General features: G+C 61.8%; 14 protein-coding genes and 1 pseudogene. 9 read left to right on the forward strand and 6 right to left on the reverse strand.

Annotated elements, in window-relative coordinates; all coding sequences use genetic code 11:
* Positions 1-22 precede the first annotated feature (22 nt).
* Positions 23-1,258 carry a polymer-forming cytoskeletal protein gene (locus R6U53_RS02155; RefSeq protein WP_410320728.1) on the reverse strand — a complete coding sequence of 412 codons (1,236 nt, stop codon included), beginning with the start codon at positions 1,256-1,258 and terminating at the stop codon, positions 23-25.
* Between the two features lie 112 nt (positions 1,259-1,370).
* On the opposite strand from R6U53_RS02155, the gene R6U53_RS02160 reads away from it, so the two are divergent.
* On the forward strand, positions 1,371-1,568 hold the full coding sequence (locus R6U53_RS02160) for a DUF5800 family protein (protein WP_410320729.1): 198 nt from the start codon (positions 1,371-1,373) through the stop codon (positions 1,566-1,568).
* Between the two features lie 86 nt (positions 1,569-1,654).
* Positions 1,655-1,798: a hypothetical protein gene (locus tag R6U53_RS02165; RefSeq protein WP_410320730.1), complete on the forward strand. Its 144-nt coding sequence runs from the start codon at positions 1,655-1,657 to the stop codon at positions 1,796-1,798.
* A gap of 48 nt (positions 1,799-1,846) precedes the next feature.
* Here R6U53_RS02165 and R6U53_RS02170 read toward each other — a convergent pair whose 3' ends face one another.
* Positions 1,847-2,002: a rubrerythrin-like domain-containing protein gene (locus tag R6U53_RS02170; protein ID WP_137275671.1), complete on the reverse strand. Its 156-nt coding sequence runs from the start codon at positions 2,000-2,002 to the stop codon at positions 1,847-1,849.
* 239 nt (positions 2,003-2,241) lie between these two features.
* Positions 2,242-3,456: a proteasome-activating nucleotidase Pan1 gene (gene pan1 / locus R6U53_RS02175; RefSeq protein ID WP_410320731.1), complete on the reverse strand. Its 1,215-nt coding sequence runs from the start codon at positions 3,454-3,456 to the stop codon at positions 2,242-2,244.
* Between the two features lie 192 nt (positions 3,457-3,648).
* Here pan1 and R6U53_RS02180 point away from each other — a divergent pair, with 192 nt between their 5' ends.
* The 4 genes from R6U53_RS02180 to rad50 all read left to right on the forward strand — a co-directional run bounded on the left by R6U53_RS02180 (position 3,649) and on the right by rad50 (position 8,267).
* The gene (locus R6U53_RS02180; protein WP_410320732.1) at positions 3,649-3,909 is read left to right on the forward strand and encodes a MarR family transcriptional regulator; all 261 of its coding nucleotides are present in this window, start codon (positions 3,649-3,651) and stop codon (positions 3,907-3,909) included.
* A 115-nt stretch (positions 3,910-4,024) separates the two neighbouring features.
* Positions 4,025-4,315 (forward strand): hypothetical protein, encoded by a 291-nt coding sequence (locus R6U53_RS02185; protein WP_410320733.1) that lies wholly within the window; start codon positions 4,025-4,027, stop codon positions 4,313-4,315.
* Entirely contained in the window at positions 4,312-5,607 is a 1,296-nt protein-coding gene (gene mre11, locus R6U53_RS02190; RefSeq protein ID WP_410320734.1) for a DNA double-strand break repair protein Mre11, read from the forward strand. Before R6U53_RS02185 ends, mre11 begins: the two co-directional genes overlap by 4 nt.
* Positions 5,604-8,267 (forward strand): DNA double-strand break repair ATPase Rad50, encoded by a 2,664-nt coding sequence (gene rad50 / locus R6U53_RS02195; RefSeq protein ID WP_410320735.1) that lies wholly within the window; start codon positions 5,604-5,606, stop codon positions 8,265-8,267. The genes mre11 and rad50 overlap by 4 nt, the downstream gene beginning before the upstream one ends.
* On the opposite strand, the gene R6U53_RS02200 is transcribed toward rad50, so the two are convergent.
* The 3 genes from R6U53_RS02200 to R6U53_RS02210 are packed head-to-tail and all read right to left on the reverse strand — an operon-like array spanning position 8,259 to position 9,277.
* Positions 8,259-8,672 (reverse strand): hypothetical protein, encoded by a 414-nt coding sequence (locus R6U53_RS02200; RefSeq protein WP_410320736.1) that lies wholly within the window; start codon positions 8,670-8,672, stop codon positions 8,259-8,261. The two genes, rad50 and R6U53_RS02200, sit on opposite strands and share 9 nt — an antisense overlap.
* A complete protein-coding gene (locus R6U53_RS02205; protein ID WP_410320737.1) occupies positions 8,669-9,058 on the reverse strand; it encodes a hypothetical protein in 390 nt (129 codons plus the stop codon). The genes R6U53_RS02200 and R6U53_RS02205 overlap by 4 nt, the downstream gene beginning before the upstream one ends.
* 30 nt (positions 9,059-9,088) lie before the next feature.
* Positions 9,089-9,277: a hypothetical protein gene (locus R6U53_RS02210; protein WP_410320738.1), complete on the reverse strand. Its 189-nt coding sequence runs from the start codon at positions 9,275-9,277 to the stop codon at positions 9,089-9,091.
* A 150-nt stretch (positions 9,278-9,427) separates the two neighbouring features.
* On the opposite strand from R6U53_RS02210, the gene R6U53_RS02215 reads away from it, so the two are divergent.
* The 3 genes and pseudogenes from R6U53_RS02215 to R6U53_RS02225 all read left to right on the forward strand — a co-directional run.
* Positions 9,428-12,241, forward strand: a complete 2,814-nt coding sequence (locus R6U53_RS02215; protein ID WP_410320739.1) for a DNA-directed DNA polymerase — start codon at positions 9,428-9,430, stop codon at positions 12,239-12,241.
* A gap of 143 nt (positions 12,242-12,384) precedes the next feature.
* Positions 12,385-13,299 carry an ABC transporter ATP-binding protein gene (locus tag R6U53_RS02220; RefSeq protein WP_410320740.1) on the forward strand — a complete coding sequence of 305 codons (915 nt, stop codon included), beginning with the start codon at positions 12,385-12,387 and terminating at the stop codon, positions 13,297-13,299.
* Between the two features lie 51 nt (positions 13,300-13,350).
* Positions 13,351-13,604: pseudogene (locus R6U53_RS02225) on the forward strand (Fe-S cluster assembly protein SufB); the annotation flags it as partial.

The raw sequence follows: 13,604 nt of genomic DNA on the forward strand, positions 1-13,604 counted from the left end.
TGTCCCGGTCGCAGCCGACTTGTTACCGTCCGTCCCGTTCCGGATCGACTTCCGCGTCGGCGACGATCGCCGTAACGTCGTCGTCCGCCTCGGTCCCGTTCGACCGTCTATCGTCGAGCGCGTCCCACTCGACGTCACTCTCGTCGAGGGGGACGACCGTGGCGATCGGATGGGCGTCGGGATACGTCTCCGCCGCCGTTTTCACCGTCACACTCGGACCCGACCTCGGCTTCGGACGGTCTCCGTCGCCGATCGGAACGATCGCGGGTGAGGCGGCTTTTTTCGAATCGGACTCGCCGTCGCCGTCGTCGTCGCCGTCGCCGTCGCTGACCTCCGAGCCGCTCACGTTCTCTCCGTCTCCGTCTTCTCCCCGAGTCGGCGGTGTCCGAGACGCCGCTCGATCGGAATCGGTTTCGACCGTTCGGCTCGGCGGGTCCTCGAATCTAATCCCCTCACGCGCCCGGATCGTCCCATCGACGTCGGCGGCCTCGGAGAGCTCACATCGGTCACACGAGATGTCGCCGCGAACGCGGACGTCGGGGCCGATGGCAACGTCGCCGTCTCTGGTCGTCACGTCGCCGTGAACGACCGCTCCGCTGCCGATGCGGATCGATCCCTTCGACCGGAGGCTCCCGAAGATTTCGGTGTTTCGTCCGACCGCGATCTCGGCGGCGCGAATGTTCCCGTGGAGTCGGCAGTCCTCGCCGATCGACGCCGGCGTCGAGACGCGCCAGGCGTCGTCTGACACCCGCGATCCACGCGGGATACACGCTGGCTCTGTATCGCGATCGTCGGCGAACGCTTCGGCCGCCACCTTCTCTGCGGCCTCCTCTTCGCCGATGTGGAGCAAGTGCGAGAGATAGACGAACAGAAACACGATCGTCGGCATCGGATTTCGGATGACGATCCAGCCGTTCGCCTCGAAGCCGCGTTCGATATCCACGTCGTCACCGATATCGAGGTCCCCGGAGACGATGAGTTGTCCCGTGATGTGGGTTCGCTCGCCTAGGTAGGCGTCGCTGCCGACGAGAACGTTGCCTTCAACCTCACACCACATGTCGAGTCGGCAGTCGCCCTCTGCCTCGATATCGCCGCCGAACGCGACGCGCTCGCCGGCGACGACGCTCCCGCCGCGAACTCCGAGTTCGAGGACGCTTTGACCGCCGACGAGCACGTCCCCGTCCGTGACGAGGTCGTGTTCTTTCACGTGCGTCCCGTCCGGGATCACGAGCGCTTCGAGTGGATCCGACCCGAACACGCTCGGAGTGTGTTCGGCAGGCGTCTTAACCCCTCCGGCGGCGTCTGACGTGGGTCTGACGCCGGCTCCGTCCACTCGTGGTACTTATATTCGGTAACGACCAATTCGGGATATGACTGTTCTCTCGTTCGATCAGGAGGGCGTTGACGTCATCTACGAGGGCACCGAGTTCCGAATGGAAAAAACGCTCATCGAGGAGGCTACGGAGAAGGCTTACCCCGACGTGACCGACCACGAGGTTCTCCAGATGATCGAGAAGAACCCGAGTCTCTCGGGTGAACCGCGACGGATCACCGAAATCCTCGGCTGAGCGGATTCTCGATGAAACACCACTCGCTCGTGTCGCACTCCCCGTCGAGGCGATACGTATAAGCGGCCGCGTTCACACACTCGGATATGAACGCGTCCGAACTCAAATCGGAACTTAGCCACTCCTCGTTCGTTACTGCGGGCAGTACCGTCGCCGCCTACGTGCTCATTATCCTCGGAATGACGCTGGTGATCTTCGGGATCCCGTATCTCGTCTTCTCGCTGTTTTAAACGGGGCCGACCGGCGGGAATCCGCGAGTTCGTGTGCCGTTCAGATCGCTACTCGAGGGACTTTGCGCGGTTTTGAAACTCCCCGCCGCACTCACACTCGCCTGGGTGGGTTTTCGCTTCGAGGAGTTTGCCGCACTGCATGCATTCGTACTCCGAGAGCGATTCCGGATCGTTCTCACCTTCGATGTCCTGTCCGTGGGGCATACGCGAAAGTTGTGGGGTCGTACATAAATATTAATCGTGACGTATAACTGAACATCGGAGGGGTCCGGGGGTGGCGGTTCACGACATCTTCGGGGGTGACGATCCGTGCCGATCACGGTCACGAATACGGACTGATGTCCCTCGGATCGACGCCGCCACGAGCGTTGGTGGTGTGACAGCGAGTACAGCGACCGCGTTCGTTCGGCTCTGAAAAATGATGAGGCGGTGGGATCGACGAATCAAGCGAACGTCTTCGAGATCTCGTCCTCGTCCTCGTCGGTCTGTTGGATCTTCCGCCAGGCTTGCTCGAAGTCCTCGGTGGTGACTTCGAGACGATCGTCGCGGATCGCGTACATTCCCGCCTCCGTACAGATCGCTTTGATGTCTGCACCGGATGCGCCGACGGCGAGGTCTGCGAGATCCTCGAAGTCGACGTCGTTGGCGACGTTCATTCCGCGCGTGTGGATCTCGAAAATCATCTTGCGACCCTCGAACTCCGGCTTGGGGACTTCGATGAGTCGGTCGAATCGACCGGGACGGAGTATGGCTCGATCGAGCATGTCGAAGCGGTTCGTCGCCGCGATGATCGATATCTGGCCGCGCTCCTCGAAGCCGTCCATCTCGGCGAGCAACTGCATCATCGTCCGCTGGACCTCGGCGTCCCCGGAGGTCTTTGACTCGGTCCGTTTGGCGGCGATCGCGTCGATCTCGTCGATGAAGACGACGGCTGGCTCCTGTTGGCGGGCGAGTTCGAATAGATCGCGGACGAGCTTCGCCCCCTCGCCGATGAACTTGTGGACGAGTTCGGAGCCAGCCATCTTGATGAACGTCGCGTCTGTCTGGTTGGCGACGGCCTTCGCGAGCATCGTCTTCCCCGTTCCGGGCGGCCCGTACAACAGGACGCCCGACGGCGGGTCGATCCCGACTTCGTCGAACATTTCGGGGTTCTCGATCGGCATCTCGACGGTCTCGCGGACCTCTTCCATCTGCTCGTCGATACCTCCGATGTCGGCGTAGGTGACGTCGGGTGATTGGTCGACTTGCATCACCCGTGCGCGGACATCCGTCTCGCTGTCGAGCTGTTTGACGATCGACAGCGAGTTGTTCACCGCGACCCGGGCATCGGGCGAGAGCTCCTCGCGCATCTCCGCCGTGACCTCGGTGAGCGCCTCCTGGTTGTTTCCGTGCTGTTTGATGATGACGCCCTCGCCGGTCAGTTCCTGGACCGTCGCGACGAACAGCGGCGACTGCTTGAGCTTCTTGTTCTCGTGGGTCAGCCGTTCGAGTTTCTGTTGGTACTTGTTGTTCTCCGCGTTGGCGTCGAGGAGTTTGTCCCGCATCTCGTCGTTCTGCTGTTCGAGAATCTCCAGACGCTCCTCGAGCGCCTCCACCTTTTGCTGCTGTGACGCACCGTCCCCGTACGGCAGGTCGATGTCGTCCACAGTGTCGGTCATTACCGGGTTCGTAGCGTCCGTACTCATAAGAGGCTTCGGGTCGTGCCACGCGTCGTTCCGTGTCGTAGCCGTGTTACGCCATTCTGCGGGGTGGTCTCCCGATAGCTGTCGCCCCGTCGACCGTCCGGCAGATAACTAAAAGTAATATATACATAGTAACTATTATCCATTCTCATGAAAAACGGTGGTACAATGAGCGCAACCGAATTCGACCCGGACGCCGGAACGGTGGGTTGGGACGCCGTCACCGACCTCCCGCCGAGTGCGAAACTGGTCGCGAAGGTACTCGAGTACAACGACCGACTCACGCAGAGCCAACTCGCCGACGAGACGATGTTACCCCCCCGGACGGTCCGGTACGCCCTCACGCGACTCAAAGAGGTAGACGCCGTGGACGCAAGGTTCTCATTCACCGACGCCCGAAAGCGCGTCTATTCGCTCGCCATCGAGTGACCTTCAACGTTCAGCGTCCGATCGAATCGACGAACGCTTTTATACGAACGCGCGGCCATCACCGCTTATCGTGGTGTCCGAAGATCCCCTGGAAACGGCGCGAGTGAAAGCTTCGTTGAACCGTTTGGCTGGTCCGGACGCAGCCACCGTCATCGAGCGAGGCGCTGAGTCGGTCGACGATCTCGGCGACGCGGCCCGCTTCGTCGATCGGTGCGGCCTCGACCAGTTGGCCGCGGCCGTCGATGCAACGGACGATCCCGAACTCGGCGAACGCGGCCGACGAGTACTGGCGGCCTTCCGCCGCTTCCGGCGAGCGGCGGCGGGCGACGCTTCACCGACCGACGATCACTTCCACCGCGGTCGCGGAACCGATTTAAGAGCAGACGGCGAACGTCCACCCCAATGACACGGGTGCTTCACACTGCGGACACCCATATCGGGTATCGACAGTACCACAGTCCAGCACGGCAGGCTGACTTTCTCGACGCGTTCCGGCAGGTCGCATCGGACGCGGTCGAGTCGGGCGTCGACGCGGTCGTCCACGCCGGCGATCTGTTTCACGATCGCCGACCGGGACTCTCCGATCTCTTGGGTACGCTCGAGGTGCTCGAAACGCTCTCCGACGCCGGGATTCCGTTTCTCGCCGTCGTCGGCAACCACGAAGCCAAGCGATCGGCGCAGTGGCTCGACCTCTTCGAGGTGATGGGGCTCGCGACTCGTCTCGGTGACGAACCGGTCGTCGTCGGACAGACCGCCTTTTACGGGCTCGACTTCGTCCCGCGCGCCCAACGGGACGACCTCGACTACGAATTCGAATCCCACGACGCGGAATCAGCGGCGCTCGTCTCGCACGGGCGGTTCGAACCGCTCGTCCCCGACTACGGCAACGTCGAGTGGAACGTCGCGGAGATCCTCGAAGCCGCATCCGTCGAGTTCGACGCCGTGCTGTTGGGCGACGAACACGTCCCCACGACGCAGGAAGTTTCGGACGTCTGGGTCACGTACCCCGGTTCGACGGAACGAGCCAGCGCGGGCGAACGCGAAGAACGGGGGTACAACCTCGTCGAGTTCGACGGCGACGTGCGGATCTCCCGCCGGGGCCTCGAAACGCGGTCCTTCGTCTTCGTCGATCTGGAACTCGGCGAACACGAGGGTATCGAACGCGTACACGGCCGACTTCGCGAGTACGACCTCGAGGACGCGGTCGTCCACGTCTCACTGGAGGGAGACGGCGAATCCGTCTCTCCGGCCAGCATCGAATCGTTCGCAACTGACGAAGGTGCCCTCGTGGCTCGGGTGAAAGACCGCCGCGAACTCGCCAGCGAGACGATGGACGTGGACGTCTCCTTTGCGAATCCCGACGAGGCCGTCAGAGAGCGACTCCGAGAGATCGAACTGAGCGGGGCCGCCCGCGACCTCGACGAGACCATCCGCTCGTCTTCGATCGCGGATTCGAACGTCGCGAGCGAGGTCGAACGACGCGTCGACGAGTTGCTCTCGGATCCGGACTCGTTTGGGGTGTCACAGGATGACGCGGCATCCGGTCCGGAACCGGCTCTCGAACACGATTCTGCGTCCGACGCGGACGAAGGGTCGGACGCAGAATCCGCGTCCGCATCGTCCACTGCTACGGACGCTTCGCCCCCGGAAACAGACGGATCACCGGACAGTCAATCCTCGATGGGTGAGTACCTATGAAGTTCGAACGCGTCCGTATCCGGAACTTCAAATCCCACGCGGACACCGATCTGTCCCTCGGGCCGGGCGTCACCGTCATCCACGGCGTCAACGGGAGCGGAAAATCGTCGCTCCTCGAGGCCTGCTTTTTCGCTCTCTACGGCGCCTCGGCGATCGACGGGACGCTGGACGACGCGATCGCTAACGGGGCCGAGGACATGGCGGTCGCGCTGTCGTTCACGCACGCTGGTGGTGATTATCGTGTCGATCGGGAGGTGAAAATAAGGGGAGAAACGGCGCAGACGACGACCTGCGTGCTCGAAACACCGAACGGATCGATCGAACAGGTGACCGACGTCGAGGCCCACATCGAGGAGTTACTGCGGATGGACGCCGAGGCGTTCGTCAACTGCGCGTACGTCCGACAGGGCGAGGTGAACAAGCTCATCAACGCCTCGCCGAGCGAACGCCAGGACATGATCGACGAGTTGCTCCAACTCGGAACGCTCGAAACGTACCGGGAACGGGCCAGCGACGCCCGCGTCGGGGTCAAACGGGTCCGAGACCGAAAGCGAGAGCTGTTGGCCGACCGCGAGGAAACGATCGCCGACAAGGAAAAAACGGACCTCCACGGCCAACTGAACGAACTGGAATCGGATCTATCGGCGGTGACGGACGAGATCGAGACGAAAGAGCGCGGCTGTCTCGCGGCGGAAAAAGCGCTCGAAGATGCCGAAGACACGCTCTCGGAGTACGAGGCCAGCCGCGAGGAGATCGACGAACTCGAAACGGAGATCGAGGAGTTGACCGCCACGATCGCGGAGACGGAACGGGAGCGCGAGGCGATCGAGAAACGCGTTCGCTCGCTCCGGGAAACCATCGAATCACTCGAATCCGATCTCGACGAACGACTCGCCGAGACGGAACTCGGCACTCCGGACAGCGACGCCGTCGAAGCGCGTCTGGAGGCGATCGAAGACGAGATCGACTCGATACGCGATCGGATCGAAGAGCGCCGGCTCGAGGCGAGAGACCACGTGAACGACGTCGAAAACGCCAGAGAACGCGCCGTCGAGCTGCGTACACAGAGTGAGGACAGACGCGAGAAAGCGGATCGGCTCGAGTCCGAAGTCGAATCCGGACGATCGGAACTCGACGAGCGTCGCGACCGTATCGAAGAACTCGACGAACGGATCGAGGCGCTTCGCGTCACGATCGACGAGGCGCCGGCCGAGCGGGACGAACTCGAAGCGCATCACGACTCGGTTCGCGAGGACCTCTCCGCGCGACGAGAGCGACTCGCCGAACTGCGAACGGAGTTGAAAAACGCCCGTGAGTCGGTGCAGGAAGCCGAACGGCTGCTCGATGAGGGTAAGTGTCCGGAGTGCGGACAGCCGATCGATGGTTCCCCGCACGTCGAGGGGATCGAGGCCGACCGCGAGCGCGTCTCCGATCTCGAATCGGAGATCGAGGCGGTCGAATCGGAGATCGAGACGCTCGAAGGGACCGTCGAACGCGCCGACGAGCTACGCGAGACCGCGACCGAACTAGATCGGCTGATCGAGAACCGCGAGAACGTCTTGCGGCTGATCGAGCAGCGCCGTGAGCGGGTGGCCGAAACGGTCGAGCGGATCGAATCACTTCGAGAGGCGGCCGATGACCACGAGGCCCGCGCCTCGGAGTTCGAAGAACGGGCAACCGAGCGTGAGCGCGAGGCCGAAACGGCCCGCGAATCCATCGGCGAACTGAACGGGGAGAAGGCGCGACTCGACGAACGAAGGGAGCGACTCGAACGGATCGATGAACTCTTCGACGAGATCGACGACACCGAACGAGAGATCGAGACGCTACGCGAGCGACGGGCGAACAGGGCTGAACTCAACGATCAACGACGAGAACGGCTCTCGGACAAGCGCGAACGGCGGGAGGAGCTCGAGACCGAATTCGACGAGTCCGCCGTCGAGACGGCCGTGGAGAAAAAGCGGAAGGCGAAGTCGTATCTCACCGAGTTCGAACCGCTCTTGGAGGACAAACGGGAGCAACGCGACGAGCTCCAGAGCCGGCTCGGTGCCGTGAAAAACGAGCTCGACGAACTGGCGTCGCTCAAAGAACAGCGCGAAGAACTGCGATCGACCGTCGAGCGGCTGGAGTCGCTCTACGACGAGGCGGCGCGGCTCCAAGAGACGTACGGCGAACTCAGACGCGAACTCAGACAGCGCAACGTCGATCGGTTGGAGACGATGCTCAACGAGACGTTCGACCTCGTCTACCAGAACGATTCGTACGCGCGGATCGAACTCGACGGCGAGTACGAACTGACGGTGTATCAAAAAGATGGAACGCCACTCGATCCCGACCAACTCTCCGGGGGCGAGCGGGCGCTGTTCAACCTCTCGCTTCGCTGTGCGATCTACCGTCTCCTCTCGGAGGGGATCGAAGGTCGGGCCCCGACGCCGCCGCTCATCCTCGACGAACCGACGGTGTTTCTCGATTCCGGTCACGTCTCGAAACTCGTCGAACTCATCGAATCCATGACCGAGCACGGCGTCGAACAGATCGTCGTCGTCAGCCACGACGAGGAGTTGGTCGGCGCTGCGGACGATCTGGTCGCGGTCAGGAAGGATCCGACGACGAACCGATCGAGCATCGAGCGCTCGGCGATCGCCGAGGCCTTACCGTAGGGCGTCGAGCCCCTCGCGTGCCAGTTCCGTCGTCGCGTATCCACGCTCGCCGAAGCGTTCGGCCTCCCGAACGAGCCCGGCCGCCCGAAGCTCCGAGACGTGGCCGTGGAGATCGGACTCACAGAGGTCGTACCTATCGAGGAGTTCGCGGACCGAAAGCGGACCGTCTGTATCGAGTTCGACGAGCAATCCGAGGAGTCGTTCGGAGTGAACCGCTGTCACGATGCGACGTTGCGGTTCGGCGACGCTTCGAGCGGCGATCGCGAGCGGTGAGTCGCCACTCACGGTCAACTCGTCGTTGGGGAGATAGCGCTCGGTACCGGTCTCGGGATCCCGGACGAGGCTCGAGTCACTCGATCGTTTTATCAGCAGGTACTCCTTCCCGTCGTGTTCGACTGCTCTCATTCTGTCCTCTCGTCGGTCTGTCCGGGTGTTGCTCCTTCGTTCGACGGATCGTCGTCCGCGTACCGCCCGGTCTTTGCACCCCAGTAGTACCGGAACGTGGCTATCCCGGCGACGATCCCGATGAGTAACACCGGGCCACCGGTTCGGTAGTCGCTTCGGAAGTAGATCAACATCGCGCCGATCGAGAGGGCCGCAAGCGCGACGTTCAAGAGGAGAACGGCCGCCCAGAACGCTCGAAAGAGCTCCTCCGAAACGCCCTCGGTCGCCTTCAGTGATTCATCGAGCGTCGGCTCCGTGTCCGGTATCTCGGGGCCGATGTTTTCGGGGTCGAACTCGTCCGGTTCGTCGGGCCACGCGTCCGATTCGTCCTCTTCGAGCGAGTTCACGGATGAACCGACGGGCTTGGGCACGAAAAGTTACGCGGACGAGTCGAGATCGACGACGTGATCCGAGAGCATCCACGCTAACGGGTTTTCGGCGTCGTAAAAGACCATACCGTCGTCCGTTTCGTAGGATTCCGTCGTTCGAACCGCATCGATCACCGCCGGCCCGCCCGCCCTCTCGACGCGACTCGCCTCGAGGTTAGTGGTATTCGTATCGGACACGGTATGTCACTGAGCCGCGATATGAAGCCGCAGCATATAGTCTCCGGCCCGGTGTCGGGGAGTGACACGCGTCCCGATCCCAGGGATTGATTTATATATCTCGCCCCGGACCACCGGGGTTTTTAGCGCCGAGGGACAAGCAATGAACCCATGGAACAGGGAACCTTCGGGGACTTCGGCGGTTCGGGCGACGGCGGCGGTGAGAGGCCGGCGGCGGAAGCCGCGGCGGTCGCGGGCGGTGACGACGGCGACGCGCCAGTCATCGAGATCTCCGAGCAGGAGTTTCCCGACGCCGACGGTGCCGTCGAGTTCGCCGTCACGCAGGTGGATTACACCGTCGACGGCCACGGCGACGACGAGCACCCCGTCCTCCACATCTTCGGTCGGGTTCCCACGGACAGCGGCGCTGATCGGCAAATCCACGCTCGGGTATACGGGTTTCGACCATATTTTTATACGCCGATCTCGACGCTCGACCTCGCCGTCGACGCCGAGGATCCGCTCACGGACGCCGATGTCGTCGATTCGCGACTCGACCACGAGCGGTTGACCGGGCTCGAAACCTACGGCGATCGGGCGGCTGACGGGCTCGAAACCGGCGACCACGACGACTCGGAACTCGTCGTCTACGAGTCGATCAGGGGGGATTCGCTGGTGAAGGTGTTCGGCCAGACGCCGCGCGACGTAGGGCAACTCCGGGATCGGTTCGAGCACTACGAGGCGGACATCCTCTTTCCTAACCGGCTACTCATCGACAAGGACATCACGAGCGGTGTTCGCCTGCCCGCCCGACGGCTCGACGACGGGAGTTTGAAAGTCCACCACACGGAAGTCGTGCCGACCGACATCGATGCCGAGAGCCGCGTTCACACGCTCGACATCGAGGTCGACGACCGCCACGGGTTCCCGGAGGACGGCGAGCAGACGGTCATCTGTTTGACGGCGCACGATTCCTACCGTGATGAGTACGTGATCTGGCTCTACGAGGACCCGGACGGATCGGCCGCACCCGATGCGGTTCCCGGATACGAGCCGATCGGCGACGGCGAGCTCGCGGTCGATATTCGATCGTTCGACGCGGAGGCCGAGATGTTCGTCGATTATCTCGATTACATCGACGAGACCGACCCGGACGTGCTGACCGGGTGGAACTTCGACGACTTCGACGCGCCGTATCTGATCGACCGTATCGACCGGCTCTCGTCGCGACACGAGGCCCTCCAGTCGGATCGGCTGTCGCGCATCGACGAGGTCTGGGATTCGGGCTGGGGTGGACCGAACATCAAGGGCCGGGTCGTCTTCGATCTCCTTTATGCGTACCAGCGGACCCAGTTCTCCGAACTTGATTCGTACCGTCTCGACGCCGTCGGCGAGGAAGAACTCGGGGTCGGCAAGGAGCGGTATCCCGGCAACATCGGGGACCTCTGGGGGGACGACCCTGAGCGGCTGCTCGAATACAATCTCCGGGACGTCGAACTGTGCGTCGAGTTAGATCGAAAACAGAACATCATCCCCTTCTGGGAGGAGGTCGCGACCTTCGTCGGCTGCAAACTCGAGGACGCGACGACGCCCGGTGACGCGGTCGACATGTACGTCCTCCACGAGATCCACGGCCAGTTCGCCCTCCCCTCGAAGGGACAACAGGAGAGCGAGGAGTACGAAGGGGGCGCGGTCTTCGATCCGATCTCCGGCGTCAAGGAGATGGTCAGCGTGCTCGATTTAAAGAGCCTCTACCCCATGTGTATGGTCACGATCAACGCCTCGCCGGAGACGAAAGTCGATCCCGATGCGTACGATGGGGAGACGTACCTCGCCCCCAACGGAACGCACTTTCAGAAGGAGCCGGACGGCATGATCCGAAAGATGGTCGACGAGTTGCTGGCCGAGCGCGAGCGGAAGAAGAGATTGCGGAACGACCACGATCCCGGGTCCGACGCGTACGACACCTACGACCGCCAGCAAGCGGCCGTGAAGGTTATTATGAACAGTTTATACGGCGTCTTGGGCTGGGATCGGTTCCGGTTGTACGACAAGGAGATGGGCGCGGCCGTCACCGCGACCGGCCGAGACGTCATCGAGTTCACCGAGCGGTCCGCCGCCGAAATTGATAACGAAGTGACATACGGGGACACGGACTCCATCATGCTGGAACTCGGAGGCGAGATATCCAAAGCCGAGGCGATCGAGCAGTCCTTCGAGATCGAATCGCACATCAACGACGCCTACGACGAGTTCGCCGAACAGTTGAACGCGCAGACGCACCGATTCCAGATCGAGTTCGAGAAGCTCTACCGACGATTCTTCCAGGCGGGGAAAAAGAAGCGGTACGCCGGCCACATCATCTGGAAGGAGGGCAAGGACGTCGACGACATCGACATCACCGGTTTCGAGTACAAGCGCTCGGACATCGCGCCGATCACGAAGGAGGTGCAAAAGCGAGTTCTCGAGATGATCGTCACGGGCGAGGATCCCGAAGAGATCAAAACGTACGTCCACGACGTTATCCAGCGGGTTCGGGCTGGCGAGGTGAGCCTCGAGGAGATCGGTATCCCCGGCGGAATCGGGAAGAAACTCGATAACTACGACACCGATACGGCCCAGGTACGGGGCGCGAAGTACGCGAACCGATTCCTCGGGACGAACTTCAGACGGGGTTCGAAACCCAAGCGACTCTACCTAAAGAACGTTCACTCCTCTTTTTTCCGCGAACTAGAAACTGAGATGGATCTCGATCCGTCGACCGATTCGCTCTACGGCGAGTTCCGGCGGGAAGCCGAGAGCGGGGACGCAGTCATCTGCTTCGAGTTCGAGGATCAAGTTCCCGACGACTTCGAAGTCGATTACGAGAAGATGCTCGATAAGACGCTGAAAGGGCCCATCGCTCGTATTCTCGAAGCACTCGACATCTCGTGGGACGAGGTCGAAAGCGGCCAGGAACAAACCGGTCTCGAGAGCTTTATGTAACCGCTTCGGAGCGATGAGCGCGGACGAACCGACGCACGGTAGCTTTCGGCATGGAAAATTATTTTTGTAAATCAAAAAGGCAAATCACGCGTAACTCGAAACTATTATGCGCTTCACGACAGTATATTGCAGTAGACAAGCCTATGGCCACATTAGAGATCAAAAATCTGCACGCATCGGTCGCCGAAGAGGGCGGTGAGGAGATCCTCCGCGGTGTCGACCTCGAGGTCAACTCCGGCGAGATCCACGCCTTGATGGGACCGAACGGCTCCGGGAAATCCACGACGGCGAAGATTATCGCCGGACACCCCGCCTACGACGTAACCGACGGCGAAGTGTTGCTCCATATCGAAGAGGACGAGTTCGAGGGCGTCGACATCGATGACGACCAGCTCACCTGGGACCTGCTCGAACTCGAACCCAACGAGCGCGCGGCGCTCGGCATATTCTTGGGCTTTCAGTATCCCGCCGAAATCGAGGGCGTCACGATGGTGAACTTCCTCCGAACGGCGCTCAACGCAAAACTCGAGGAGCGAGAGGAACTCTTCGAGGGCGAGGGCGAGGAAGGCGACGACGACGAAGACGAAGAGGCCGGCTACGACACGTCCCCGATGGAGGGCAACGTGGACGAGGGCGAAGTCGGCGTCGCGGAGTTCCAGCAGATCCTTCAAGAGAAAATGGAAGTTCTCGACATGGACGAGAAGTTCGCCCACCGCTATCTCAACGCCGGCTTTTCCGGGGGAGAGAAAAAACAGAACGAGGTGCTGCAGGCCGCCATCCTCGAACCCTCGATCGCTGTGCTCGACGAGATCGACTCGGGGCTGGACATCGACCGCTTGCAGGACGTCTCTGACGGGATCAACGCCCTCCGCGACGAGCAGGGCACCGGGATCCTCCAGATCACCCACTACCAGCGGGTCCTCGACTACGTTGAACCCGACCACGTCCACGTGATGTTGGACGGGAAGATCGCCAAGAGCGGCGACGCGAGCCTCGCCGAGGAACTCGAGGACAAAGGCTACGACTGGGTCCGCGAGGAAGTCTACGAGACCGCGTAACCACTCACATTTACGCACAACCCTATAACCACACAGACGTAATTACAACCAATGAGTTCCGAAGAACACCTACAAGACACCGACACCGAGGCCCGATTCGAGTTCAAAAAGAGGGAGTCCTCCGCGTTCAAGACCGAGAAGGGTCTCACGGAGGAGACGATCCGCGTCATCTCCGAGGACAAAGACGAACCGGAGTGGATGCTCGAACGTCGTCTCCGCGCGCTCAAACAGTTCGAGGAGATGCCGATGCCGACCGACTGGCCCGGCCAGCCTGACCTAAGTGAGGTCGACATCGACGAGATCGT

It is taken from the genome of Natronomonas sp. (assembly GCF_046483325.1).
GTDB lineage: Archaea > Halobacteriota > Halobacteria > Halobacteriales > Haloarculaceae > Natronomonas.